The sequence below is a fragment of the Photobacterium satsumensis genome (assembly GCF_050336935.1).
Taxonomy (GTDB): domain Bacteria; phylum Pseudomonadota; class Gammaproteobacteria; order Enterobacterales; family Vibrionaceae; genus Photobacterium; species Photobacterium satsumensis.
The window spans coordinates 178954-203903 of record NZ_JAKJSK010000007.1; the positions used below are offsets into that span (position 1 = coordinate 178954).

Genomic DNA, 24950 nt, shown 5'->3' on the forward strand with positions numbered 1-24950 from the left:
GCTTCCCTTTGTTTTGTATCAATCAGCTAGTGCTGGTTTGAACATGTAATTATGCGGCTGCGTCTTCACCGTCAAGGTTGATTTCAGCATCGCTGTTGAATATATCCATGTCGGTCTCGCCAAGCACCTTGCTGGTTACCGTACCAGCGGTAATGGAGCCTGATACGTTAAGCGCAGTTCGACCCATGTCAATCAGCGGCTCGATAGAAATCAACAGGCCGGCTAGCGCGACAGGGAAGTCCATGGCAGACAGTACAATCAGTGCTGCGAAGGTGGCGCCACCGCCAATACCCGCGACACCAAATGAACTGACTGTAATGATGGCCACCAAGGTGATGAGGAAGCCGAAGTCCATTGGGTTAACGCCAACGGTTGGTGCGATCATCACGGCCAGCATGGCTGGATAAATACCGGCACACCCGTTTTGACCGATGGTTGAACCGAATGATGCAGAAAAGTTAGCAATACCGCTTGGGATCCCAAGATGCTTTTCCTGAGTCTGAACATTCATTGGGATGGAGCCTGCGCTGGTACGAGACGTAAAGGCAAAGAGCAGGACTGGGAGAACTTTCTTCAAGTGGCGGATAGGGTTCAGGCCAACCATTGCGACGATAGCAAGGTGAATACCGAACATAATAAATATTGCGCCATAAGAAGCGATAACAAAGTTGGCTAGGTTAACGATATCGGCATAGTTAGAACCAGAGATCACTTTGGTCATCAGGGCTAGCACACCGAATGGTGTCAGGCGAAGGACGAGTGTCACCATGCGCATAACAATGGCTTGGGCTACACCAATAAAGCTTTCAAATGAAGCAAAGGCTTCCGGCTTCTTGCGTGCAATGCCCGTTGCGGCAATACCGATGAAGACTGAGAAAATCACCACGGCAATGGTTGAGGTGCGGCGTGCGCCAGTCATATCCATAAATGGGTTAGCAGGCAGGAACTCAATCATTAGCTTGGCAAATGACATTGCCTCCACAGAACCCAGTCTGTTTTCTAGTGCTTCACCACGAGCAATTTCAGCAGCACCCGATGTAAGCCCTTCAGCCGTTAAACCGAAGAGGTTCGCCATGGCAATACCGACAAAGGCAGAAATCATGGTGGTAACAATGAGGACACCAATGGTCATGCCACTTATTTTACCCAGAGACGTCCCCCCATTAAGGCGGAGGATGGCTGAGATGATCGATACCATCACCAATGGGATGATGATCATCTGGAGAAGTTTGACATAACCAACGCCGACAATGTCGAAATATTCGATACTGGTTTTAATGACGTCTGAGCCGGCACCGTAGAATACTTGAAGAGCCCCCCCGAAGATAATCCCCAGCCCCAAACCGGCAAATACCCGCTTGGTAAAGGTGACATACTTAGTTTGTAAGCGATATAAGAAGAGAATTAAAGCGAGGAATATCCCCAAGTTGGCTATAACGCTGAAGGTCATTTTTCATTCCTTTAAAAGATAAACATACAAAACATCAAGCTATGCCAAGGCATAACCGCGAATTATGGAAATAATTAGCTTATTGCTATTACTTGTTTGTTACCGATTTCCTATCAGGCACAAAGGTGCCGTGTTTTAACTACAAGAGTTAAAACAATGAAACTTATTAATACACAGCGGTATGTCGTTATTGTTTATGATTTCTTATATGTAAATATACGGTGTGTTTAGATATTCCTAATTTATCAGCCACTAGGGTTGGAGATTCTTTTAATTCAAAAATCCCCCTGTCGTACAATTGGCAAATAATTTCTTTGTTTTTTAAGTTACTTGCCAGAGTCGAGTCATTATTTACCTGAGTGATGATTTGACTAATTAAATCATCGACGGATGTTGCAAATGTTTCGCTGTAGATAGGCTCGTTTTTGTCATTAGCGATTACAGGCAAGGTAAAGGCTTCAAGCAAACTGGCAATGGGCGCATTCAAGCTAAAATTCACACACAACATGCCGATGGGTTTACCTTCTCTGTTACATATTGTGGTCGAGGCCGACTTCATCATTTGCCCGTCTTTAGTGCGGGTAAAATAGGTACTCCATTTAGAGCCGCACTTGGCAGTAAGCTTTTGTAAGGCAAAATCGGTGACAGGGGCTCCGGCTTGCCTACCGGTGACGTGGCCGTTCGCAATCTTAGTGACTGATGACTGTAAGTTGTTGAATGAATGGAGAACAACTTCACAGCTGCTACCAAAAAGAGAGGCGATAGCATCCACTGCCGGTTCCCATGACATGATGAGTAGCTCATCTTCTGTTAACTCAGAGGCTCCCTGAGCGGTTTTCATATCCATATTCAACTCCTCACTTAACAAGTGGTAATTTACCTCTTTAGAGGTAAAAAAAAGTTGAGTTGGATCGGGGTGTGATTGTAGCAATGTCAATCTCTGTAAATTTATGTAGAAAATCGGCGGTTGTGCACAAAAAATTGGTGCCTCAACCGTTAAATATCAACTCGTAGTTAACAAAATTTTAATTATAATTTTGTCGGGATAAACAAATGGTAATTGAAGTTGAATTGGGGCAAAGAGTGCTATTAGATTCTTTTATAAAGAGCATTATATTCATTTATAGTTGATTCTGCTCAACGTGAAAATAATATAGCTATTAACGTCGTGCTTGTGGGTGAATGCGGTAGCTATGCGTGGCGTGGAATAATGTTGGTTTGTTCAGTTTGCATTAATTGAACGTTGTTTCATTGTTTGTCATTATCGTGTCAATATTCAGGTTTGAGGTTGCATGATGAATGGTGTAATGAAGACAGGTTTGCTAGGTTTGGCTCTAGGTTGCTCTTTACTGGTTGTCAGTTTGGAGCAAGATGCGCCGCAAGCGGGTGAAGGCCCGCAAGGTTATGCTGTTCAGAGTCGATCGTCACAAAATCAATCTGTACAAATTCAGCAGGACTACATCGCCGAACTTTATAAGGCACGTGAAAAACTTAAGTCGCTAGGCGAAGAAAACTCTGAGCTATTCCTTTCAATCGAAAACGCCATTGCACTTAATGAAGAGCTATTTGATGATGCCGGCTACTGGCGGGCTCATTACTTGAGTCCTTCTTCATAGCTGTGTATGGGGTTCCATCAAACCAGAGAATAGATCTACTCAGCCACCCGTAGGTAAGGTGAGAAAATCTCCTTGAGGTTGACGCTGGCTTTTGGCTGGTTTCCTTTTGTTGTTAATTGACTCCGTTTTCATATCGCACTTTCAGGAAAGGCCCTAGATAACAATAAGGCCAGCAGTGCTGGCCTTGGGGAATTATCGGTTTGTGCGGGTATCGTGGCTTAAAACGGATACCAGAAGAGTTGCTCGGCCTGATAGCGGTTAGCAAAGCCCAGCACTAATACAACAGCGATAGTGAACAATACAGCAAAATCCGCTTTGGTCATTGGTTTTAGGCTGTACCAGCTGCGTCGTTTGTGTTGGCCGAAACCGCGTAAGGTCATGGCGTTGGAGATCACCTCGGCCCGGTCTAGGCTTGAGAAAATCAATGGTCCGAGGATTTTTGCCACATTCTTGATGCGGGTAAAGACTGGCGCATTTTTCGAAATATCAACACCGCGCGCTTGCTGGGCATGCATGATATTGATGAAGTCTTTGGTCACTTCTGGTAAATAGCGCAATGTCAGACTTACCGCATAGGCGATACGGTAAGGTACGCCCAGTTTATTCAGGCTGGCTGAAAACTCAGTCGGGTGGGTGGCAAATACGAACACCAAGGCAACCGGGAACATGCTGAAGTATTTCAGCGTCACGGTTACCAAGTAAAACAGGGTTTCCTGAGTCAGTGAGTAGTTACCTGGCAGAGCAAGCAAGATGGTTTGGCTTCCCATGTATTCTTTACCCTGTTGCGGGGCAATCAGGAACATGAACAGCGCATTAAGCAGCAATACCGTTACGGTCCCTGTCATCAGGGTTTTGTAGTTGGCAAAAGGGACACGTGAAAGGTGCAGTAAACCAAAGCCAACCACGATCATCGTGATGATGATACGGACATCGAATGTCATCAATACCATGGTGACCCAAGCCATAAACAAGATGAACTTGGTGATCCCGTTTAGCGCATGCAGGGGAGAGCCGGTATTGATGTAGCTAATACCGAATTTAATCTTATTGGTTTTCATTAGTGTGAGCCTGCCTCATGGTTAATGAAGCAATGGATAAAGTGATCGATGCGTTCGATACCCAAGCGAGTCGCAAGTGTATACAAACTGGTGACTGTTAGGTTGGCCTGCTCCAGCAATGCTGGTTGGCTGAACACTTCGTTAACGGCGGAGTCGGCCAGCAGCTTGCTGTCAGCAATGACAATGGCGCGCTGGGTATACTCCAGAACCAAATGCATATCGTGGGAAATGATCAAAATAGTGATCCCCAGTTTTTGGTTCAGCTCTTTGATAAAGCTCATCATCACAGTGTAGTGATGGTAATCTTGACCCGCTGTCGGCTCATCAAGGATCAGCAGTTTAGGCTCTAACACCAAAATAGTGGCAATGGTTACGCGCTTTTTCTGGCCGTAACTCAAAGCATCGATTGGCCAATGGCGATAGCGCTCCAGCCCACACAATTTTAATGTTTCCAGCACCTTGGTTTCGACTTCGTTTTCAGATATCCCGCGGTTACGCAGACCCGAAGCAACTTCGTCGAAAATCATATGGTGAGAAATCATGTGGTTCGGATTTTGCAGCACAATACCGATATCTTGGCTGCGCTCGAAAATCGAACGTGTTGCCAAGTCAATGCCTTCAAAACAAATGGACCCAGTATCCGGTTCCAATACGCCCATGATTAAACGGGTGATTGTCGACTTGCCCGAACCGTTCTTACCCAAGATAGAAACAAATTCGCCTTGGTGGACGGTAAAGCTAACATCGTCCAGTGTCTGGCGCTCACCGTCATACGAATAGCTGAGGCTGTTGACCTCAAGCAGAGGAGCGGCGTCTGACTCTGTTGTGACCATGTCACCTTGTTGGAACCAGTCGAGCACTTGTGGTTTGAAGCGCTCGATATCGATAGTCGACAAGTAGGCTGGCTTGTCTGATTGGTGAACTTCGCAACCGGCCGCTTTTAGCGCTGATAAATAAAGAGGTTCGCGGATCCCGTATTTGGCCAAAAGTGGGCTGGCCAGCAGTTCATCAGGTGTCATGTTAGCAACGATTTCACCGCGCTCCATCAGGATAATACGGTCAGCGTGACAGTGTAGTACATCCTCTAGGCGGTGCTCGATGATAACGACGGTTTTATCCGTTTCACGGTGAAGACGATCAATAATCTCGATGGTTGATTTGCCTGTTTTCGGATCCAGACTTGCTAGGGGTTCGTCAAACAGCAGGATATCGACCTCATCGACCATGACGCCGGCCAGTGAGACACGTTGTTTCTGGCCACCACTGAGGTCGAAAGGTGACAGCTGTAGCATGTCGTCCAGCTCTAGCATCGCGGCGGTTTCTTTAACCACTTGGCGCATAGGGCCTGGTGCAATCATCTGGTTTTCAAGAGCAAAAGCAATGTCTTCGCCGACGCTCAAACCGACAAACTGACCATCGGTATCTTGCAGTACCGTTCCCACCATACCGGTGCACTGGTGAAGGTCCATTTTCTGGGTTTCTTTGCCTTTGATTTTAAGGCTACCGGTAATATCACCTTTGACCGAGAAAGGGATCAAACCATTCAAACACTGTCCTAGGGTCGATTTTCCGCTGCCGCTTGGGCCAACAATGACAACCTTTTCACCTTGTTCGATAGTCAGGTTGATGTTTTTCAGGGTTGGCTTCTGCAACGCCCAGTATTTGAATGAGAAGTCAGTAAACTGAATCGACATAGCTTATTCGGCCTCTATCAGGTTATAGCTTTGTTGCTTGCGTTTTGCGACAGCGGTAAGGATGAAGTGGCCGACAATAGCGATCAGTACGGTGTTACCAGCGGCAATAATAGTTAGCTGTGCCAGTACTTTGGTAAACGGTTCGGCATATAAAACGGCGTCTAGGTAGGCTGAACAACCATAGCCAACGACATTGCCAATAAAGGCAAGGATCACAAACAGGCAGAAGTCGAACTTGGAAAATAGCCCTTTTTCAATGCGCTCTTTGGTGAGCTTTGGATATAGGCCAATGACAAGGCCTACAATCCCAGAGCCGAGTACCCAAGTGACCCACACGCCCCAACCGGCAAACAGGTCGGTAACCCAGTGGCCGATGAACCCAACAAGAAATCCAACGAGAGGACCGAATAGCACGCCAAACAAGGCAAGTACAGCCATGGCGGGTTTGAGAGTGGTATTTGCAAAGACAGGAATACCAAACATAGGTAAACCACCAATACCATATAAGGCTGCACCGATTGCGATGAGCACAACTGTCTTGGCAGAGAGATTCATGACATAACCTTTAAAGCTCTTGGGTATTTGCTTGCATATTGCCGACCATAGTCTGCTCGCCAACGACGAAAGAAAACCCACACTAAGTTGTTGGGTTAGACGCTGCAAATATCCATATTTAAGCAAGAGCAGTTATGCCGGCAGGCATAAGGACGCGACATAATACATGAACATCAAACAGAAGGGAAACCTCTACATCTAGACGTCTAACTCTTAGCCAGAATCGTATTTCCTTGCTGTCGGGTTGAACATAGCCTGAGGTTGAACCGTCTTGTAGGGCCGTTGATTAAATTAACAAGTTGCCTTTTTTAACAGGCAATGGTGAGTAATACTTAATACAAAAGGGGGTTGTTACTTGATGAGCAGTCTAACCCTCATCTTGATGATTTTGACTAATCTTGTGAGCACAGGTCATTAGCGGTGATTTATATAAAATTTTATGTAGCTCGCCGAAAAGAAAGGAGATTACAGGTAAGCATTTGCTTTTTTTAGGCTTTGGCATAGAAAGCCCTTATAGACACCACTTATGGATAATTGATTTAACGTATTGATTGTCACAATAATATTACAGCTTAGAGCTATCTTTTTGAGATAAATCTAACTAATTGGATATCTTGAATATTTCACTTTATTTTTTTCGAAATATAGTAAATACTGCTGTCCGAGCTCATTTATTTTGAAGCTTGTAAAAACTGACAAATCATTGTTTTGTCAAGCCTTAACTTACTGCGAAAACTTGCGCTGTTACACAGAAACGGCATGAGATCAGATGTGAAGTTAAGGTAGAATTGGGTAATATCAGTAACAGCTATCCCGCCAATTCGGCTGGGTGCAGAGCCAAATCATATTGGAGATACAGCTTGATTAATGTATTCCTTGTAGATGATCACGAACTGGTTCGCACAGGGATCCGACGTCTGCTTGAAGATGTCCGTGGTATAAAAGTGGTAGGGGAAGCCGACAGTGGTGAAGAAGCCGTAAAATGGTGCCGTAACTCGCATGCGGATATCATTCTTATGGATATGAATATGCCAGGTATCGGTGGCCTTGAAGCGACACGTAAAATCTTGCGCTTTAGTCCTGATGTCAAAATTATCGTTCTGACGATTCATACAGAAAATCCGTTTCCGACGAAAGTGATGCAGGCAGGTGCAGCAGGCTACCTGACTAAAGGTGCCGGCCCTGACGAAATGATTAATGCAATTCGTATGGTCAACAGCGGTCAACGTTACATTTCACCGGAAATCGCACAACAGATGGCATTGAGCCAGTTTGCACCAGATTCGGAAAACCCTTTCAAAGATCTTTCAGAACGTGAACTTCAGATCATGATGATGATCACGAAGGGACAGAAAGTGACCGATATTTCAGAACAACTGAATCTGAGTCCAAAGACAGTCAACAGCTATCGCTACCGTCTGTTCAATAAGCTAGACATCAACGGTGATGTTGAGCTTACTCACCTCGCTATCCGCCATGGAATGTTAGACACAGAGACGTTGTAGTGTCGGAACAGTTTGACGCAAAGAGTTTTCTAAAAACCGTTACTCATCAGCCAGGTGTATACAGGATGTATGATCTGGCCGATGAGGTCATCTATGTTGGTAAGGCGAAAGATCTCAAAAAACGCCTTTCCAGTTACTTCCGGGCTAATGTGGCTGGGGAGAAAACCCGCGCACTGGTCAAAAATATCGTCAAGGTTGATGTCACTGTTACGCATACCGAAACAGAAGCGCTAATCCTTGAACACAACTACATCAAGCTTTACCTTCCAAAGTATAATGTCCTGCTCCGGGACGATAAATCCTACCCTTATATTTTCCTCAGCGCTTCGGCTCACCCTCGACTGTCGATGCATCGTGGTGCCAAGAAACGTAAAGGTGAATATTTCGGACCATATCCTGATGGCGGTGCTGTTAGGGAGAGCTTGCATCTGCTGCAGAAAATTTTCCCAATTCGTCAGTGCGAAGACTCGGTCTATGCCAACCGCAGCCGTCCTTGCCTGATGTATCAGATTGGACGTTGTCTTGGCCCTTGTGTCAAAGGGCTGGTGAGTGACGACGATTACAGTGAGCAGGCCAACTACGTCCGGATGTTTTTGCGGGGCAAAGATCGTCAGGTCATTACATCGATGGTCGAGAAGATGGAGCAGGCGAGCCAGCAGCTGGCATTCGAGAAGGCTGCGATCTATCGCGATCAAATTCAGGCACTAAGGCGTGTGCAGGAGCAACAGTTTGTCAGTCACGACAGTGACGACGATCTTGATGTTGTGGGTATTGCCTACGAAAACGGTATGGCCTGTATCCACGCGCTTTATATCCGCCAGGGCAAGATCCTCGGTAGCCGAAGTTATTTCCCTAAAATGCCCGTCGACGCCGAGATCACCGAGGTGTTATCCAGTTTTGTGACTCAGTTTTACCTCAACCAAGCAGAGGGGAGGGTGATCCCGAGTGAAATCCTATTGGGAGAAGCGCTAGGTGATGAGCAAGCGGTTATCGCAGAAACCTTGACCGAGTTAGCTGGGCGTAAGATCGTGATTAAATCAAGCACCCGAGGGAATAAAGCCAAGTACCAAAGGTTGGCCCAAACCAATGCCAGAACGGCGTTGACGAGCAAGCTCAGCCACCGGATGACGGTTCATCAACGCTTCTCTGCCTTGCGTGAAGCGCTTGAGCTCAATAGCCTTGAGCGGATGGAGTGTTTTGATATCAGCCATACCATGGGTGAGAAGACGGTTGCTTCCTGCGTGGTGTTCAATCAAGATGGACCCTTAAAGCAAGAGTATCGCCGTTATAATATTTCGGGTATTACTGGTGGTGATGATTATGCTGCTATGGCACAAGCTTTAGAACGTAGGTATGGCTCACAAGTCGATCCGGATAGAATTCCTGATATTATTTTTATCGATGGGGGTAGAGGTCAGCTGTCAAGAGCGTATGATGTAGTTAACCCTTTGATGAAGGAGTGGCCTAAGCGCTCAATGCTCGTGGGTGTGGCCAAAGGAACAACCCGGAAGCCGGGGTTGGAAACTTTGGTGCTGACAACTGGTGAAGAGTTTTCGATGCCTGCAGATTCTCCAGCGTTGCATTTAATTCAACATATCAGGGATGAAAGTCACAATCATGCAATCAGTGGTCACCGTGCCCAGCGTGCAAAAGTAAGAAAACGCAGTGCTTTGGAAGACATAGAGGGAATTGGCCCGAAACGCCGGCAAGCATTGCTCAAGAATATGGGTGGCCTACAGGAACTGAAGAAAGCTAGCAGAGAAGAAATCGCAAAGGTGCCGGGCATCAGTCGTGCTATGGCAGAAAAAATTTATGACGCGCTGAATCACTAGGCCAGCGCGGTACATCTACACAATAAGAACGAAGAATTATGCGTTTAACAATTCCGAACATTCTAAGCTTCATACGGTTAATTTTGATTCCATTTTTCGTGATCACCTTTTACTTACCGTATAGCTGGTCTCCTTTTGCGACTGCATTGATTTTCTTGATTGCCGGCGTAACAGATTGGTTTGATGGCTACTTGGCCCGTAAGCTTAACCAGACAACGCGCTTTGGTGCCTTTATTGACCCGGTGGCCGATAAGGTAATGGTGGCAGCGGCGATGGTATTGGTCGTCGAACATTATAACTCGGTTTGGGTGACCATTCCGGCTATTACTATGATTGGCCGTGAGATCATCATCTCTGCATTGCGTGAGTGGATGGCCGAGCTAGGTAAACGTTCAAGTGTGGCTGTTTCATGGGTTGGCAAGGTGAAAACAGGGGCTCAGATGGTCGCACTCATCGTTTTGCTGTGGCACCCAAACGAGTGGATGGTCTGGGCGGGTTATATTGCACTGTACGTTGCAATGTTCCTCACTTACTGGTCGATGTACATCTATCTTAAAGCGGCCAAGCATGACTTGCTGAACTCCGAGCATCTATAAAGTCATAGATAATGTGGATATAGAAAAAAGCGGCCAAAAAGCCGCTTTTTTGTTATCTAAGGAATGATAATTTCAGAGCATTGCGGTTCGCTACTGCTTGCTGACCATGAGTAACCTGCTTTGGACAAGCCAGTGACACAAAATTGGTAGCTCCCTGACGTTGACCGACTTCGACGAGAATAGAATAGAGCAGAGCCGGCAGGGTCAGTCACTTTTTCGCTATCACCATCACTCACCACTCCTGACCACTGGCCTGTAACGATAACACCTTGTTGGAGTTGTCCTTCGTTATCTGTCACTGTAACGGTAGCTGAAGCTTGAGTCGCTTTGTTATTTAACGAGATCCCATGGTTTGAAATGACGAGGTTCTCGGACGGTGAGGGTGGGGGTTCGGGAGTATCGAAGTTACATTCACCACCTTCGGTGAAGCCAACATTTTTAAATTGACCAAGGATGGGCATCATAGGATAGCTAAATTCACCGGCCCAGCCAGATGCGCTGGAGTCAACCGGCCACATGTTCATCATTATTTTGTGGGTACCATCAGTGACTTTAGGGGTTGGATCGCTGGCTGTGCCAATGACACTATAAACCAGCTTTTTGTTGATATACCAATTAATACCAGTTTCGCTCCAATCGAATGCATAATGGTTAAATGATGTTGAAGCATCAAAACCCAAGTCAATGATTGTCTCATGGCCATTGATATACTGATCATCGTTGGTCCAGAAGTTTAGTTGCACGACTTGGGTGTTATTGCCCAAGAATTCAATGTCTATTTCATTGTGCTGGCCATTTCCCCCCTGAACATTGTCATAAGGGCCCATAAAGGTAAAAAAGGCACTGACAACGCCACTTACAGCAGCCGGTCTCATTTCGACTTCATAACACCCATAGCCGTAGAACGCATTCGTTCGCAACTCTCCGGATGTGTAGGCATAGCCGAGTAGCGGGGAGTCACTAAGTACCACGCCTAATCCATCATTACTAAAATCCAGCGCTGCCGATGACCAAGCATTTAAAAATGGAGAGCCATTGGCCCAGCCGTCAGCGGCTTGCCAATGATTAGTATCGAACGATATAAGAGGGTCACTGAAGCTTGGTGCCGAGGTGATTGTCTTATTGTTCCCCTTTCCTGGTGGAGGGGCGGATAGACATAAGCTCGGGGTTAGGGTTAAAAGAAGGGAGTATAAGAAGAAATAGCGCATGAAATCCTCAATAAACAGCTTAAAAGGCGAGGAAAATATAGCTAAGGATTGCTGTTTCATTATTTGTAATTCTCTGAGAAATGAGAATATCTCATGAGGATTGGTGAACAATTAGTCGTTTGATGTTGTTTTTTAAGACGATTGGTTGAAAATGAATCGAACGAGTTGTTTTTTTTAATTTTTTCCGTGACACCAAATTTGAGTTGTGTAAAATGGCTGCCATACCAACGGGGATGACCCGAAGGTAACGGCGCGTTGGCAGAGTGGCTATGCAGCGGATTGCAAATCCGTGGACCTCGGTTCGACTCCGGGACGCGCCTCCATTTGCGACACTAGCTCAGTTGGTAGAGCGCAACCTTGCCAAGGTTGAGGTCACGAGTTCGAACCTCGTGTGTCGCTCCAAATTTAAAGATTGATGTGCTCCAACGAGGAACCTCATGTACCTGGTCGGCCACGTCTCTCCAAATTAAAATCTTACGGTGAGGCAACAAGCGGTAAGATAAAGATGGTGTTTAACTTTTCAGTTAGCGCATCGCAAGAAATTGCGTGCCCTGGTGGTGGAATTGGTAGACACAAGGGATTTAAAATCCCTCGACGTTCGCGTTGTGCCGGTTCAAGTCCGGCCCGGGGCACCATCTCATATTAAGCCCACAAGCTTAGCTTGTGGGCTTTTTTGATCTCGATAGCTTCTGACAATAGTTTCTGACAAAATCGACCTATACAAGTAGTCCTGCTCAAAATCTCCTTCTCTACAGTTAAACTGCATCTCTTTTCTGGCGTTAAATCAAGAAACAATAACGCAGTACAGAAGCTTATAAAGCTCGCCCTCTGAATCCTGAACTAATCTGGGTATATTTGCTTTTGTTTACAGGCGGTGAAATTTATAACCAATTAGCAAATGCATGGGAGTCGAAAGTGTATTTGCATTGTGTGGGACACAAAGTGAAAGAAAGCTGACTTGAAGTGTGCTTAGAAAAGAAAAAGCCGTCGCACAAAAGAGGTGCGACGGTATAAAGAATGTAGAACTCTTGATAAGGCTTAAATCATCAAGATGGGGCTATTATGGCACAAAACCCACAGGTATCAATAAAAATGATACACTTGCCTTTTTTAATAAGAAAAAATTCTTTTCTGGGTGTTTGATTGCTCATTTAGTGCTCAGTTGAGATACGAACGAAATGAATGATAAACCGCTGAAATTGGTTGAATAATTTACATATATTTAATATGGATGTATAATTCTCTACTATTAAGTATTTTTATGCTTTTAGTTTGATAAGCCTATCATAATGGCTTTTTATTACTTTTTAACAGTGAGGTTGAAAGTATTTTGAATAAATCGGTAAGGATAGATGCAGCTTAATAATGATTATGAACCTGAGTTCTTAGCCCATAGAATCAAGACCCTCAGAGAATTTCGTGGAAAAACACAAATTCAGGTTGCTAAATGCATCAATGTTTCTAGAAGAACCTATATTGATATTGAATCAAGTAAGTCAGATATTAAGTTATCAACGCTTTACCGGATCTGTAACTGCTTGAAGTGTGAAGTTGCATATATGTTAGGCATTACTAGCAAAGGACCTATAGCTGTAGGTAACCAGAGATAGCCCCTTTATTACTCCAGTCGTTTAACTCTATTGCCGCTATTATCTAAACGCCCGCTAACGACATACCGACTGAACCGTATGTCTTCAACGGGCTTTTTTGTTGTTAGCCGTTAGCAAAGCGTTGAAGCGGCACGCGTTCAGCCAGTAGCTTGTTATATATGCGGTTTCCGAGAATACCGCCCACCAAGCCGGCGATGGCTGCCGCAAAGGTTGCCATCAGCAAGGTGTGAGGCTCATTGAAGGCTATCGATGCCAATAACCCTGGGATTGGCGCTGCACTCCCTGGCGCATCGTTAACGATTCCGAAATAAGCGGCAATGACCCCAGCTAAAGCGCCCCCGATAAAGTTCGACATAAAAATAGGGACTGGATTTCTGGTTACTATATGGGCTTGGGTTAGGGGTTCCAGCATAACACTGATGGTGTTGCTCGATTTACCCAGTTTTAGAGAGTGGAAGATATAGCCATTGGTAAATGACCCACCGACACAGGCAATGGCTGCGATCCCCATGGGCAGGCCGGTTAAGCCCAGCATAGCGGTTAATGCCATCGAGCTTAACGGTGAAGTACAGACCATTTTGATCAAGCCGCCAAGTAGGAAGCCCATCGCGATTGGCGATAGCAGTGTTGCTTCTGTGATCATGCTGGCCAGTGTTCCCATCAAGACTTCCAATCCTGGGCTGATAAAGATACCGACTAAGCGGGCTAGTGGCGCGAGGGTGAGTACACCCAAGATCACATCTACGCCTTCAGGCAGGTATTTCTTGAACAGTGGAGCGGCGAACGAGAACAGGTAGCCGACAATGAACCCTTCAAGGATCCCCAGGTTTGCCATTGCAAGGCCGGTAACGATGGCATAGACAGGTTGGACACCCATACGTAGCATGACCAAGGTAGCCGCGGCGATCCCACCCATTCCGCCAACCATATTCCCGAAATCGGCTAGGTAGCTAATGCCCAAAAGGTTACCCATTACGTATTTATGTATGGCTTCCACCAGAAAAGTAGCGATAGCGGCATCGGCGAGGCCACTCATCGCAGCACTGCCGTTGGGGGCTTTGAAGCTAAACAATGAAAAAAGGCAGAGTGCAGCCAGAAGGGCTGCGACACCCAATAAGATTTCCATAATCATTCCTTGTATTTGAATACTGCATTGGAGAAAGGTGAACAGAAATCAATAGGTGGGCCGGGATCGGGAATAGAAAGGAGCAGGTGGTGTTTGGTGGTTGAAAAGTAGTTGCTGAACAGACCGTTAGCAGCTGGTGGAAATCAGGGGTGAGCCCCTGCTGGTGGGCGGAATAGAATAATGTGCCTCATAAGTGATCCTCGGTGGTAGCATTAAACTGCTATAACACTAGCATATGAAACTGGATGTTATGTTGAGCGGCTTCATGTTCTTTTGCTTTATTTGATCTTATTGGTTAATTCATCCGGAGTGGGGGCTTTTTGTAGTCGTCGATCATAAAGTTAAGTTTTGACACATAATTCAATTAAATATTTCTGGCATACACATTTCTGGTGTGTTACTTTTCTGCGCAATCTCAGCAGCAGATTTCTGAGGCACATTGTATCAAGAGGTATTCGGGCTGATTGCCACTTGATGCGCCGTAGGTACTAACCTATTAGGGTTAGTAGAAGGGCATTAATAATGCGGTCCTGTAGGTATAACACAGGCGCATATTGAAGGAACCCAACAGTGAATACTTTTACTCTTATTACTCTCATCAGCTTTGTCTTACCCAATTGCAGTATTATTACTGAGCCTTGATCGTCCCGATCACAATCACTGGTATTTAACTTTCTGATCACATGCTGTCGCTTTCTATCGGCAGGCATTTAGGCAAACGTTTGTCTTGGTAATCAGTTGGTTTTCGGTCCGCCGAGAGCGCAAGCAATCGGTTATCTATAGTCAATGCATCTATGAAAGATGCAACTGCACCGAGCCTTGATACTTTCTCCAGTTCACATCATTTACATCACCATTTACTGGGTGGTGTTTGTAGTGCTGAGCAAAAATCACTTTTGACATTGATATCAATGGAAAGAATAACAAGGGGTGTGGTGTTTCAAATGGAAAAGAACATGAGTAATGTGTTTGACCTTGATGAGCTAAAACTCGCTTCGAATGTACCTGTTGTACATGATGTTTATGATTTAACGCCTGATGAGTTACTGCTTAGTCAAGAGCATTATGAATCCGAAGTGCGCTCGTACCCACGTCGCTTGCCATTGGCTATTGCCAAGGCTTCAGGAGCGCTGGTCGAAGACAGCCGTGGTCAACTGTTTCTGGATTGCCTAGCAGGTGCAGGTACATTGGCAATGGGCTATAACCACCCTGAAATTAACCAGGCCATTATTGATCAGCTACATGCCGGCTTGCCATACCAGACGCTGGATATCACAACGCCAGTTAAAGACAAATTCATTAAGGAGTTGATGAACTTCCTTCCTGATGAATTTGCGAAAAATGCCCGTATTCAGTTCTGCGGACCATCAGGTGCGGATGCGGTAGAAGCTGCAATCAAACTCGCTAAACAAACCACTGGCCGTAATACCATGGCAGCCTTCCACGGTGCGTATCATGGAATGACTAACGGTACCATGGCGATGATGGGCAACCTGGGCACCAAAGCCCGCCGCCAAGGCCTGATGGCTGATGTTCATTTCCTACCTTTCCCATACAGCTTACGCTGCCCGTTTGGTATGCACGGTGATGAGGGTGCCAAGCAGACACTTCGTTACATTGAGCGTATGTTAAATGACGATGAGAGTGGTGTGCAAAAGCCTGCAGCAATCATCGTTGAGCCCGTTCAAGGTGAGGGAGGGGTGATCCCAGCACCTGCATTCTGGTTGCGTGAACTGCGCCGCATTACTCAAGAGCACGGTATCTTGCTGATCTTTGATGAGATCCAGTGTGGTATTGGTAAGACCGGCTCTAACTTTGCCTTTGAAGAGTCAGGTATTACTCCTGACATTCTGTGTCTATCGAAAGCGGTAGGTGGTGGTTTGCCGATGTCGGTACTTATCTTCGATAAGTCAATTGATACCTGGAAACCGGGTGAACATACCGGTACCTTCCGTGGTAACCAACTGGCAATGGCGACAGGCGCTAAAGCTCTAGAAATTATCCAGCGTGATAACTTGGTTGAACATGCTCAAAAAGCGGGTCAATACTTACGTGAAGGCTTGGAGCGTATTGCCCAATATACTGACTGTATCGCAGAAGTGCGCGGTAAAGGGTTAATGCTGGGTATGGAGATCTGCAAGACAGACGGTTCGAAGAACAAGTTCGGCGAACCAGAGGCTGATCCAGAGTTGACCATCGCGATTCAACGTGCAGCGCTAGAGCGTGGCCTGATTATCGAAAAAGGTGGCCGCCAAGGCTCTGTATTGCGCTTCCTTCCGCCACTGATTATCTCTTATGAGCAGTTGGATTTTGCCATTGATACAATGAGCAAAGCGATAATGGCAACGGCTGGCCCATCAAAGGTAAAAGAGTCTGTTGTTGCTGACGTTGCGGATTGGCGACTGCACTTCATCCATACCGGTAAAGGCGGTGCGGATACCTTCGAAGCGGCACTGAACCAAACCACACGTGTACTGAAGCATGTTTTTGAGAATACAGAAACACCGTACTCGGGTATGGATCCGCAGCAGCTGAAAACCCTGATCAACAACATTGATCTTGATAACCAGCAAATGCCACTGGACTTGGTGATTGAGCAAACCGGCGAGCTGATCGCCAAGAACTCTATCATGGTCCAGCATCCGCACTGTATCGCCCACCTCCACACACCGCCATTGCTTCCTGCTGTTGCGGCAGAAGCCTTTATTGCTGCCCTGAACCAGTCTATGGATTCTTGGGATCAGGCAAGTGCAGCAACATTCGTTGAGCAGAAAGTGGTCGATTGGCTATGCGAACTATACCAGCTAGGCAACCAGGCGGACGGCGTGTTCACCAGTGGTGGTACACAGTCAAACCTTATGGGCTTGTTACTGGCACGTGATTGGGCAGCTGATACGATTTCTGGTCACAATATCCAGAAGCAAGGTCTGCCGGATTACGCCGGTAAGCTTCGTATCTTGTGCTCGAAGAAATCGCACTTCACGGTTCAAAAATCAGCATCGCTAATGGGGCTGGGTGAAAATGCAGTTGTTACTGTCGATACCAACCCTGACGGTACGATCAAACTGGCTTCTTTGGTCAATACCATTGAAACGCTTAAAAACGATGGCCTGTTGCCGTTTGCTATGGTCGGTACCGCGGGTACCACTGACCACGGTGCAATTGATGATCTGACAGGCATGGCAGATGTTGCTAAACAGCATAACCTATGGCTACACGTTGATGGCGCTTATGGTGGCGCATTGATCCTTAGCCGTCATAAAACTCGCCTGCACGGTATTGAGAAGGCCGACTCGGTCAGTGTCGACTTCCACAAGCTGTTCTATCAGCCAATCAGTTGCGGTGCAGTTCTTGTTAAAGACAAAGAAAACTTCAAGTATCTGCTTCACCATGCAGATTACTTGAACCGTGAGGACGATTTGCTGCCAAACTTGGTCGATAAGTCGATTGCGACCACTAAGCGTTTTGATGCTTTGAAAGTGTTGATGACAATGCAGTGTGTGGGGCCTCAGGCATTGGGTGCGATGTATGATCACCTTCTGAACCAAACACAACTGGTCGCAGACATGATTAACCAGTCGGCAGAATTTGAGCTGTTGGCTGATCCGGCTCTATCAACTGTGTTGTTCCGTTACATCGGTAACAATGATGAGTCGGTACTAGATGGAATTAACAAACAATTACGCATTGATGCACTTGTTGAAGGCAAGGCAGTACTGGGTGAAACCGTGGTAGATGGCAATGTAGCCCTGAAATTTACGATTTTGAACCCGTGTCTGACCCTGTCTGACTTTGAATCATTACTAAAAGAAATCAACCTGATTGCGGCAAAAGCAGAACGCAAACTAGGTTAACAAACAGGTACGGCACAGCTGGCAAGTGGCTGTGCCGGAATACTTACTCATTTAATTATGGAATAAAGAAGAATGGCAATTCTACAGATTGGTGCTGGTGGTGTTGGCTGGGTAGTTGCGCACAAAGCAGCTCAAAATAACGAAGTTCTTGGTGATATCACGATTGCGTCACGCACGATTGGTAAGTGTGAGAAAATCATTGAGTCGATCAACAAAAAGAACAACTTGAAAGACCCATCAAAGAAACTAGAAGCTCGTGCGGTTAATGCCGATGACGTCGACGCGCTAGTCGCACTGATTAAAGAAGTTCAGCCTGATCTTGTGATCAATGCTGGTCCTCCTTGGGTAAACATGACCATCATGGAAGCGTGTTACCAAGCGAAAGTGTCTTACCTTGATACATCTGTCGCGGTAGATCTATGCTCTGAAGGCCAGCAAGTGCCTCAGGCGTACGATTGGCAGTGGGGTTACCGTGAGAAGTTCGAAGCAGCGGGTATCACTGGTATCCTAGGCGCAGGTTTCGATCCGGGCGTCGTGTCTGTATTTGCAGCCTACGCGGTTAAGCACCTGTTCGATGAAATCGACACGATTGACGTAATGGACGTTAATGCCGGTGACCACGGCAAGAAATTCGCCACCAACTTCGATCCAGAAACCAACATGTTGGAAATCCAAGGCGATTCATTCTACTGGGAAAACGAAGAGTGGAAACAAGTACCGTGTCACTCACGTATGCTTGAGTTTGATTTCCCGAACTGTGGCACACACAAAGTTTACTCAATGGCGCACGATGAAGTTCGCTCAATGAAAGAGTTCATCCCAGCCAAGCGTATTGAATTTTGGATGGGCTTTGGTGACAAATACCTGAACTACTTCAATTGCATGCGTGACATCGGCCTACTAAGCCCTGATCCGCTAACACTGCACGATGGCACTGTGGTTCAGCCACTGCACGTTCTTAAAGCGCTGCTACCGGATCCAACGTCACTAGCACCGGGCTATACAGGCCTAACGTGTATCGGTACTTGGGTACAAGGTAAGAAAGACGGCAAAGAGCGCTCTGTATTCATCTACAACAATGCAGATCACGAAGTCGCTTATGAAGACGTTGAGCACCAAGCGATCTCTTACACCACAGGTGTACCAGCGATCACTGCAGCACTTCAGTTCTTCCGTGGCAAGTGGGCAGACAAAGGCGTGTTTAACATGGAGCAGTTGGACCCAGATCCGTTCCTAGAAACCATGCCTGAAATCGGTCTTGATTGGCATGTTCAGGAACTAGAGGTCGGCCAACCTGACATCAAAATCCTGAAATAAGGCCCTGAGCTGGTTGTTTCTCTCCATGGCGGTGTCGGAAGTACTCATTTATGTTTATAAACTCCGTGCTTCCTCCTAGCCCTGAAGAGAAACACCGGCGCTCAGCATCTTATTTGTAGTGACTTAGAGGTTGCCAAGTGTTGTCTCGAAATCCTGCGAGTTCTATTCAAAATAGATAGAAAGTAAGAACAGAAGGGAGCAGCGACTGCTCCCTTCTTAGTGCGATTGATTCGGTTTGGATACATAGATTGGTTGTTGCTTGGGATATTTCTCTGCTTTGTCCTGTCTGAACGCAGTGAGTTACCAAGCAGAGAAATATCTCAAGCAACTATCAGGCAGACAAACCTGAACGCGGAACAGAACAATGACATTTAAGAAAGAAGAATTGAAAACACCTTACTTCATGATCAATGAAGATAAGCTGATTGCCAACTTGGAAAAAGCCAAGCTGCTCAAAGAGCTTTCGGGTGTAAAACTGGTATTGGCCCTGAAGTGCTTCTCGACGTGGGGCGTGTTTGACATCATCAAGCCATACCTAGACGGTACAACCAGCAGCGGCCCGTTTGAAGTGAAACTTGGCTACGAAACCTTCGGTGGCGAAACGCATGCTTACAGTGTGGGTTACAGCGAAGATGACGTCCGTGAAGTGGCAGAAATCTGCGATAAGGTGATCTTCAATTCACAGAGCCAGCTAGCTGCTCACCGCCATATCGTTGAAGGCAAAGCATCGCTAGGTTTACGCCTTAACCCAGGTGTTAGCTATGCTGGACAAGATTTGGCAAACCCAGCCCGCCAGTATTCTCGTCTGGGGGTACAGGCTGATCACATCAAACCAGAAGTCTTTGAAGATCTTGATGGTGTGATGTTCCACATGAACTGTGAGAACAAAGACGTAGATGCTTTCATCGGCTTGCTTGATGCTATCTCTGAGCAGTTCGGTAGCCACCTAGACAAGCTTGATTGGGTAAGCCTTGGCGGCGGCGTGTTCTTTACTTGGCCGGGTTATGACATCGAGAAGCTGGCACAAGCCCTGAAAGCCTTCTCAGAAAAACACGGCGTTCAGCTATACCTTGAGCCGGGTGAAGCCATTATTACCAAAACCACAGACCTTGTGGTGACTGTCGTCGACATCGTTGAAAATGTTAAGAAAACAGCCATCGTTGACTCAGCGACAGAAGCACACCGTCTAGATACGCTGATTTATGACGAGCCAGCTTCTGTTTTTGAAGCATCAGACAACGGTGAGCACGAATACGTGATCGGATCATGTTCATGTTTGGCCGGTGATCAGTTCTGTGTGGCTAATTTTGATCAGCCGCTGCAAATTGGCCAGAAGTTACATATCATGGACAGTGCAGGCTACACCATGGTGAAACTGAATTGGTTTAATGGTCTGAAGATGCCGTCAATCTACTGCGAGCGCGGTAATGGCGATATCCAAATGCTCAACGAATTTGGCTACGACGATTTCAAACGTTCACTGTCGCAGTGGTCGGTTAGCTAAGTCTATCGGCAAAGCATCGAATTACCCGTTAAGGCCGTCTGAAAGACGGCCTTTTTATTGAGCAATCAGATGAGTATCTATTTGCGCATTTGGAGAGGTGATAGATGAATCTTTTGGTGCTTATATATTTTCTTCATTAATGCTTTCGACCTCTCCCGTGGAATATGAACGACTTTTTGTGACGTGCCTCACGTTATCCCTTGGCGTTACGCCTATTTTCATGCGCTTGATCACTGCTGGTTTTATCTGCTCATATCGAGCTCTCACGATCAACTACATCAGTATTCCGGTTAATTAAAATACCCACTCTTCTTAATTAACAATGGAGCCAAATATAATGCCCTATATCATTGCGTTAGCTGCCGGAACATTATTTCTGGGTAGTTTTGTTCAGGGTATGGTCGGTTTTGGGCTGGGAATGGTGTCAGTCCCGCTTCTATCCTTGTTTTTGGATGTCAAATTGGCGATACCCATTGCGACAGTGTTTGGTTGGCTAATTACTATTCCTGTTTGTCTTAAAATGCGCCAGCATATCAACTTTAAATTGGCGTTTATTCTTTATATCCCAGCAATAGTTGGTATCCAGTTCGGTGGTGAATTACTTAAAAATGTCGAGTCTGGATATATTCTTTTGGCGATGGGGATCATTCTTATTTTTGTTGGTGGCTCAACGTTGATTAACCGCCCTATACGAGTGAAAGATAATACATTTTCAGCAATGGTGTGTGGTTTGCTATCGGGCGTACTAGGTGCCGGTGCTGGCGAGTCTGGACCACCGATTGTTACCTATATGAACTGCTTGAAAGTGAGTGCAGAGAAAATAAAGGCAACCACAAACTTTTACTTTTTCATGGCGATGCTAACTGTCATCTTCAAGCTATTTTCGAATGGTGTAATCACTCACGAGGTTGGGGTTATTACTGCTTGGTCAATTCCAGCAATGCTAGCTGGTGGCCTGATAGGAATGCGATTATTTGATTATGTTCAACGAAACCAATTTGATGTTAAGAAAATAATGAATTTCACCATTCTTATTCTCGGCATCATTATTACAGTTAAAGGTTTTTCTCATATATAAATTTCAAACTAGTTGTGTAAGGCAGGCAATGCCTGCCATTACCAGTGGGAGTTAAAATGGATTCATTCATTGTGATTGCAGATGATTTTACCGGTGCAAATGACACTGGTATGCAATTTTATAATCAAGGCTGCAGTGTTGATGTTTCGCTAACTGACAGTAAAGTGCTGTTTGAAAGCGACATTGTGGTGCATAACACCGATAGCCGTAGTATGTGTACTGTAGCGGCAAAGCGAGCAATCAAGAAGGTGGTCGAGCATAGTGAGATCACCAAAGACACTTATATTTATAAGAAGATTGATGCGACCTTTCGTGGAAATATAGGGGCGGAGATTGAAGCGCTTCTTGAGGCAACGCAGTTTAACTTTGCTGTGCTTTGTAACGCACTACCTAGTAAGTCTCGAACGATTGAGGGAGGCAAGTGTTTGTACAGAGGGTTAGGGGTAACGAAAAGTGAATTTGCCACTGACCCCAAAACACCAGTGAAGAGCGATATAATCAGTGACATCATTGCGGTACAAACCGATATTGATGTCCATTCGATTAGCAAATACGATTTACGAAATGCGATTTTGACAGCACAAAAAGAGGACAGCGAATTCGCTATCATAGTCGTCGATGCCAAGACGAATGAGGACTTATCTTATATCGGTCAGACAATAGCTGAAACAATGGACGGCGGGATCTTAATTGGATCTTCAGGGCTTGCGTCTCATCTCCCTCCAACGGTCTACCTTCCTGACTTTGTAAAGCCAAGCCTCGTTATCGCTGGCACCATGAGCCCAGTAACAATAAGCCAGGCGAACTATGCTGTCGAACAAGATACAGCGACCGTTTACTTTGTGAATATTCACCAGATCATGACAGAGCAGGATTACTTAGATCAATGCCTTGCTGGGGTTATGTCAATTTTGGATGATGGGCGTAACTGTATAATCCAATCGGCAAAATCAGAACAAGATCGTTTTGATGTTGATGCAAACTGCACATTATATGGCCTTTCCCGTTCAGAGTTCGGAAGTTTCATTTCAGGCTTTTTGGGCAATTTGGCTTCAGCAATCGCACATCGTATCAACTTATCAGGGATCTTATTCACCGGGGGAGATATCGCAATATCCTGTGCAGCCTCGCTTGGTAGCAAATGCTATTCAATCAAAGGTGAAATTTTACCCTGTATCCCTGTTGGATATTTGGAAGGTATTGAGGGAACATTGATTGCCACTAAAGCCGGAAGTCATGGTGATGAAGATACTTTGGTTAAGGTAATGGAGTTCTTTACCAAAGCGCCTAACCGATATTAACGTAGGAGCCATATGCCGTCACACAAACAGACATTAAAACATCGGGAAGAGATACACCGAATCTTAAATGAACGCTCTTCCGTTAGCATCCAAGAGTTGAGCGAACTGTTGTATATCTCACCAAGCACAGTGCGTCGAAATGTCGCTGCAATGTCAGATATGTACCCTAATATTACAAGGACTCACGGTGGCGTCACGATAGATGCTTTTGTTAGCGCAAGAGGGGGGAGGAAGAGCCTAGTTCCTGCTGATTTGGTGAGTAATGCGACAGCAATGATTAACCCTGGGGATACTGTCTATCTTGATAGTGGTCAGACAGCGTTGTCTGTCGCCAAATCCCTGTGTGAGATGGATATTAATGTAGTAACCATTGATATTAATGTTGCTTTCTATTTGAAGGACTTCCAGCGTTGCAATACCACCCTGATTGGCGGCGAAATGACAAGTAGCTGTGAATTCACGACTGGTGATATTGCTATGTCACAATTGATGGAATACCGTTTTGATGTCGCCTTCATATCGACAAATTGCTTTGATTTAGTTCACGGGGTAACAGCGCCCCATGCAATCAACGCCATGATAAAACGCACAGTGATGAAGAAAGCCAAAAGACGTTACCTTATTGCTGAAGGTCAGAAGTTCAATAAGTTCTCTTTCCATCAGGTAGCCAAGCTTCAAGAGTTTGATAAGGTGATAACGGATGGGGCTATTCCCATAAAGACGATAGAGATGCTAAGAAGGCACTGTGTGGTGATCAGCTAAAACCGACACTGTAAGATATGTCCTTCTGAATCAAATGTCATAAACAAGGTCTGCCAGTTTATCTGGGTATGTTCAAATGTTGCTAGACAGGTGTGGTTTTCCATTTCAATATCACTGGACGCGCCAGCACTAATAATGACGTCCAGTCCCTTCACTTTATTGGCTATCAGTGAGTTGTACTGAGTGTCATATTGGCTGAGTAGGACGATTTTATTCTGCCCCTGAGTCGCCAATCTATCAACAGAATGAGCCAGTACCGCGAGATCGTGGGCAAGCGGTGCGTCTTGGTCAGAGTGCGTTTGCCTGATCAAAGACAGGTAGGCGATAGATTCGGTGTTTTCCTTTTGGATGTAAGCTTCGGCACGGGCCTTGTTTGGGTTATAGGCAAAGATGTCATTACCTGACTGTGCTATGCCAAAGTCAATATTACTGGCAAGAATGGCTTGGTCTGCCATGGCGTCAGCATCAATACTTTCGTGTCGATCTTGATTGGAGAGGATAGCCGTCACATACGAAAATGCCGGAGTGAGGATCGGTTTGTCGTGTTGCTGATCGGAGTAGAAAGCAATGTAGGCGGCATTGTTCTCTGTCGCTTTTCTCGCAGCAACACGGTACTGGTGATTGAACCAGTTTGCTGTCTGGTTTGGTACGTAGTGATTTGATTCATCCAGTAAATACGCTGGTGCCTGGGTAATTAAACTGATCCCGGTCGTAATAGGCTGGTGTTGTTTTGGCGTGCAGGCAGGTAAAAGGCTGATAGCAAGAGTGATAAAGCCTATACGGCGCAGGGTAGTCATGATTTTCTGGATGATTAAATGTGATGAAGCTCACTATTTTCCGAGATGCTGGGCTGATTTACAAGCGCTCTAGTATGACAATTTTGG

At 45.8% G+C, this 24950-nt stretch carries 19 protein-coding genes and 3 tRNA genes; 14 read left to right on the forward strand and 8 right to left on the reverse strand.

Annotated elements, in window-relative coordinates; genetic code table 11:
• Positions 1-49: 49 nt before the first annotated feature.
• Both L4D79_RS12545 and L4D79_RS12550 read right to left on the reverse strand, forming a co-directional pair.
• Positions 50-1450 (reverse strand): L-cystine transporter, encoded by a 1401-nt coding sequence (locus L4D79_RS12545; protein WP_428651910.1) that lies wholly within the window; start codon positions 1448-1450, stop codon positions 50-52.
• 187 nt (positions 1451-1637) lie between these two features.
• On the reverse strand, positions 1638-2297 hold the full coding sequence (locus L4D79_RS12550; RefSeq protein ID WP_428651911.1) for a helix-turn-helix transcriptional regulator: 660 nt from the start codon (positions 2295-2297) through the stop codon (positions 1638-1640).
• Positions 2298-2757: 460 nt separating this feature from the next.
• Here L4D79_RS12550 and L4D79_RS12555 point away from each other — a divergent pair, with 460 nt between their 5' ends.
• Positions 2758-3066 (forward strand): hypothetical protein, encoded by a 309-nt coding sequence (locus L4D79_RS12555; RefSeq protein WP_428651912.1) that lies wholly within the window; start codon positions 2758-2760, stop codon positions 3064-3066.
• A gap of 218 nt (positions 3067-3284) precedes the next feature.
• Here the strand turns inward: L4D79_RS12555 and L4D79_RS12560 are convergent, their stop codons facing one another.
• From L4D79_RS12560 to L4D79_RS12570, 3 genes are read right to left on the reverse strand one after another with little or no spacing between them, the layout of a single operon-like run.
• On the reverse strand, positions 3285-4124 hold the full coding sequence (locus L4D79_RS12560; RefSeq protein WP_428651913.1) for an energy-coupling factor transporter transmembrane component T family protein: 840 nt from the start codon (positions 4122-4124) through the stop codon (positions 3285-3287).
• Positions 4124-5818 carry an ABC transporter ATP-binding protein gene (locus L4D79_RS12565; protein ID WP_428651914.1) on the reverse strand — a complete coding sequence of 565 codons (1695 nt, stop codon included), beginning with the start codon at positions 5816-5818 and terminating at the stop codon, positions 4124-4126. Before L4D79_RS12565 ends, L4D79_RS12560 begins: the two co-directional genes overlap by 1 nt.
• Before the next feature lie 3 nt (positions 5819-5821).
• The gene (locus tag L4D79_RS12570) at positions 5822-6373 is read right to left on the reverse strand and encodes an ECF-type riboflavin transporter substrate-binding protein (RefSeq protein ID WP_428651915.1); all 552 of its coding nucleotides are present in this window, start codon (positions 6371-6373) and stop codon (positions 5822-5824) included.
• 860 nt (positions 6374-7233) lie between these two features.
• Here L4D79_RS12570 and uvrY point away from each other — a divergent pair.
• The 3 genes from uvrY to pgsA are packed head-to-tail and all read left to right on the forward strand — an operon-like array spanning position 7234 to position 10306.
• A complete protein-coding gene (gene uvrY / locus L4D79_RS12575) occupies positions 7234-7878 on the forward strand; it encodes a UvrY/SirA/GacA family response regulator transcription factor (RefSeq protein ID WP_039468571.1) in 645 nt (214 codons plus the stop codon).
• Complete coding sequence (uvrC, locus tag L4D79_RS12580; RefSeq protein ID WP_428651916.1) at positions 7878-9710, forward strand: excinuclease ABC subunit UvrC; 1833 nt, start codon at positions 7878-7880, stop codon at positions 9708-9710. Before uvrY ends, uvrC begins: the two co-directional genes overlap by 1 nt.
• A 38-nt stretch (positions 9711-9748) precedes the next feature.
• The gene (pgsA, locus tag L4D79_RS12585) at positions 9749-10306 is read left to right on the forward strand and encodes a CDP-diacylglycerol--glycerol-3-phosphate 3-phosphatidyltransferase (protein WP_428651917.1); all 558 of its coding nucleotides are present in this window, start codon (positions 9749-9751) and stop codon (positions 10304-10306) included.
• Between the two features lie 56 nt (positions 10307-10362).
• Here pgsA and L4D79_RS12590 read toward each other — a convergent pair whose 3' ends face one another.
• The gene (locus L4D79_RS12590; protein WP_428651918.1) at positions 10363-11574 is read right to left on the reverse strand and encodes a family 16 glycosylhydrolase; all 1212 of its coding nucleotides are present in this window, start codon (positions 11572-11574) and stop codon (positions 10363-10365) included.
• 189 nt (positions 11575-11763) lie between these two features.
• Between L4D79_RS12590 and L4D79_RS12595 the strand changes: the two genes are divergently transcribed.
• The 4 genes from L4D79_RS12595 to L4D79_RS12610 all read left to right on the forward strand — a co-directional run bounded on the left by L4D79_RS12595 (position 11764) and on the right by L4D79_RS12610 (position 13124).
• A tRNA-Cys gene (locus L4D79_RS12595) sits at positions 11764-11837 on the forward strand.
• A gap of 3 nt (positions 11838-11840) precedes the next feature.
• Positions 11841-11916: transfer RNA gene (locus L4D79_RS12600), tRNA-Gly, on the forward strand.
• Between the two features lie 146 nt (positions 11917-12062).
• A tRNA-Leu gene (locus L4D79_RS12605) sits at positions 12063-12149 on the forward strand.
• 717 nt (positions 12150-12866) lie between these two features.
• Positions 12867-13124, forward strand: coding sequence for a helix-turn-helix transcriptional regulator (locus L4D79_RS12610; RefSeq protein ID WP_428651919.1), 258 nt, complete (start codon positions 12867-12869; stop codon positions 13122-13124).
• A 103-nt stretch (positions 13125-13227) separates the two neighbouring features.
• Here L4D79_RS12610 and L4D79_RS12615 read toward each other — a convergent pair whose 3' ends face one another.
• Positions 13228-14250, reverse strand: a complete 1023-nt coding sequence (locus tag L4D79_RS12615) for a PTS sugar transporter subunit IIC (protein WP_428651920.1) — start codon at positions 14248-14250, stop codon at positions 13228-13230.
• Between the two features lie 944 nt (positions 14251-15194).
• Here L4D79_RS12615 and L4D79_RS12620 point away from each other — a divergent pair.
• The 6 genes from L4D79_RS12620 (at position 15195) to L4D79_RS12645 (ending at position 24066) form a co-directional block, all read left to right on the forward strand.
• Positions 15195-18104: a pyridoxal phosphate-dependent class III aminotransferase gene (locus L4D79_RS12620; RefSeq protein WP_428651921.1), complete on the forward strand. Its 2910-nt coding sequence runs from the start codon at positions 15195-15197 to the stop codon at positions 18102-18104.
• Between the two features lie 72 nt (positions 18105-18176).
• Positions 18177-19421, forward strand: coding sequence for a carboxynorspermidine synthase (locus tag L4D79_RS12625; protein WP_428651922.1), 1245 nt, complete (start codon positions 18177-18179; stop codon positions 19419-19421).
• Positions 19422-19785: 364 nt separating this feature from the next.
• Complete coding sequence (gene nspC, locus L4D79_RS12630) at positions 19786-20925, forward strand: carboxynorspermidine decarboxylase (protein ID WP_428651923.1); 1140 nt, start codon at positions 19786-19788, stop codon at positions 20923-20925.
• Between the two features lie 337 nt (positions 20926-21262).
• Positions 21263-22003: a sulfite exporter TauE/SafE family protein gene (locus tag L4D79_RS12635; RefSeq protein WP_428651924.1), complete on the forward strand. Its 741-nt coding sequence runs from the start codon at positions 21263-21265 to the stop codon at positions 22001-22003.
• A gap of 56 nt (positions 22004-22059) precedes the next feature.
• Positions 22060-23304, forward strand: a complete 1245-nt coding sequence (locus tag L4D79_RS12640) for a four-carbon acid sugar kinase family protein (RefSeq protein WP_428651925.1) — start codon at positions 22060-22062, stop codon at positions 23302-23304.
• Positions 23305-23316: 12 nt separating this feature from the next.
• Complete coding sequence (locus L4D79_RS12645; protein ID WP_428651926.1) at positions 23317-24066, forward strand: DeoR/GlpR family DNA-binding transcription regulator; 750 nt, start codon at positions 23317-23319, stop codon at positions 24064-24066.
• Here L4D79_RS12645 and L4D79_RS12650 read toward each other — a convergent pair.
• Entirely contained in the window at positions 24063-24863 is an 801-nt protein-coding gene (locus tag L4D79_RS12650; protein WP_428651927.1) for a bifunctional UDP-sugar hydrolase/5'-nucleotidase, read from the reverse strand. The genes L4D79_RS12645 and L4D79_RS12650 overlap by 4 nt on opposite strands.
• Positions 24864-24950: the final 87 nt, after the last annotated feature.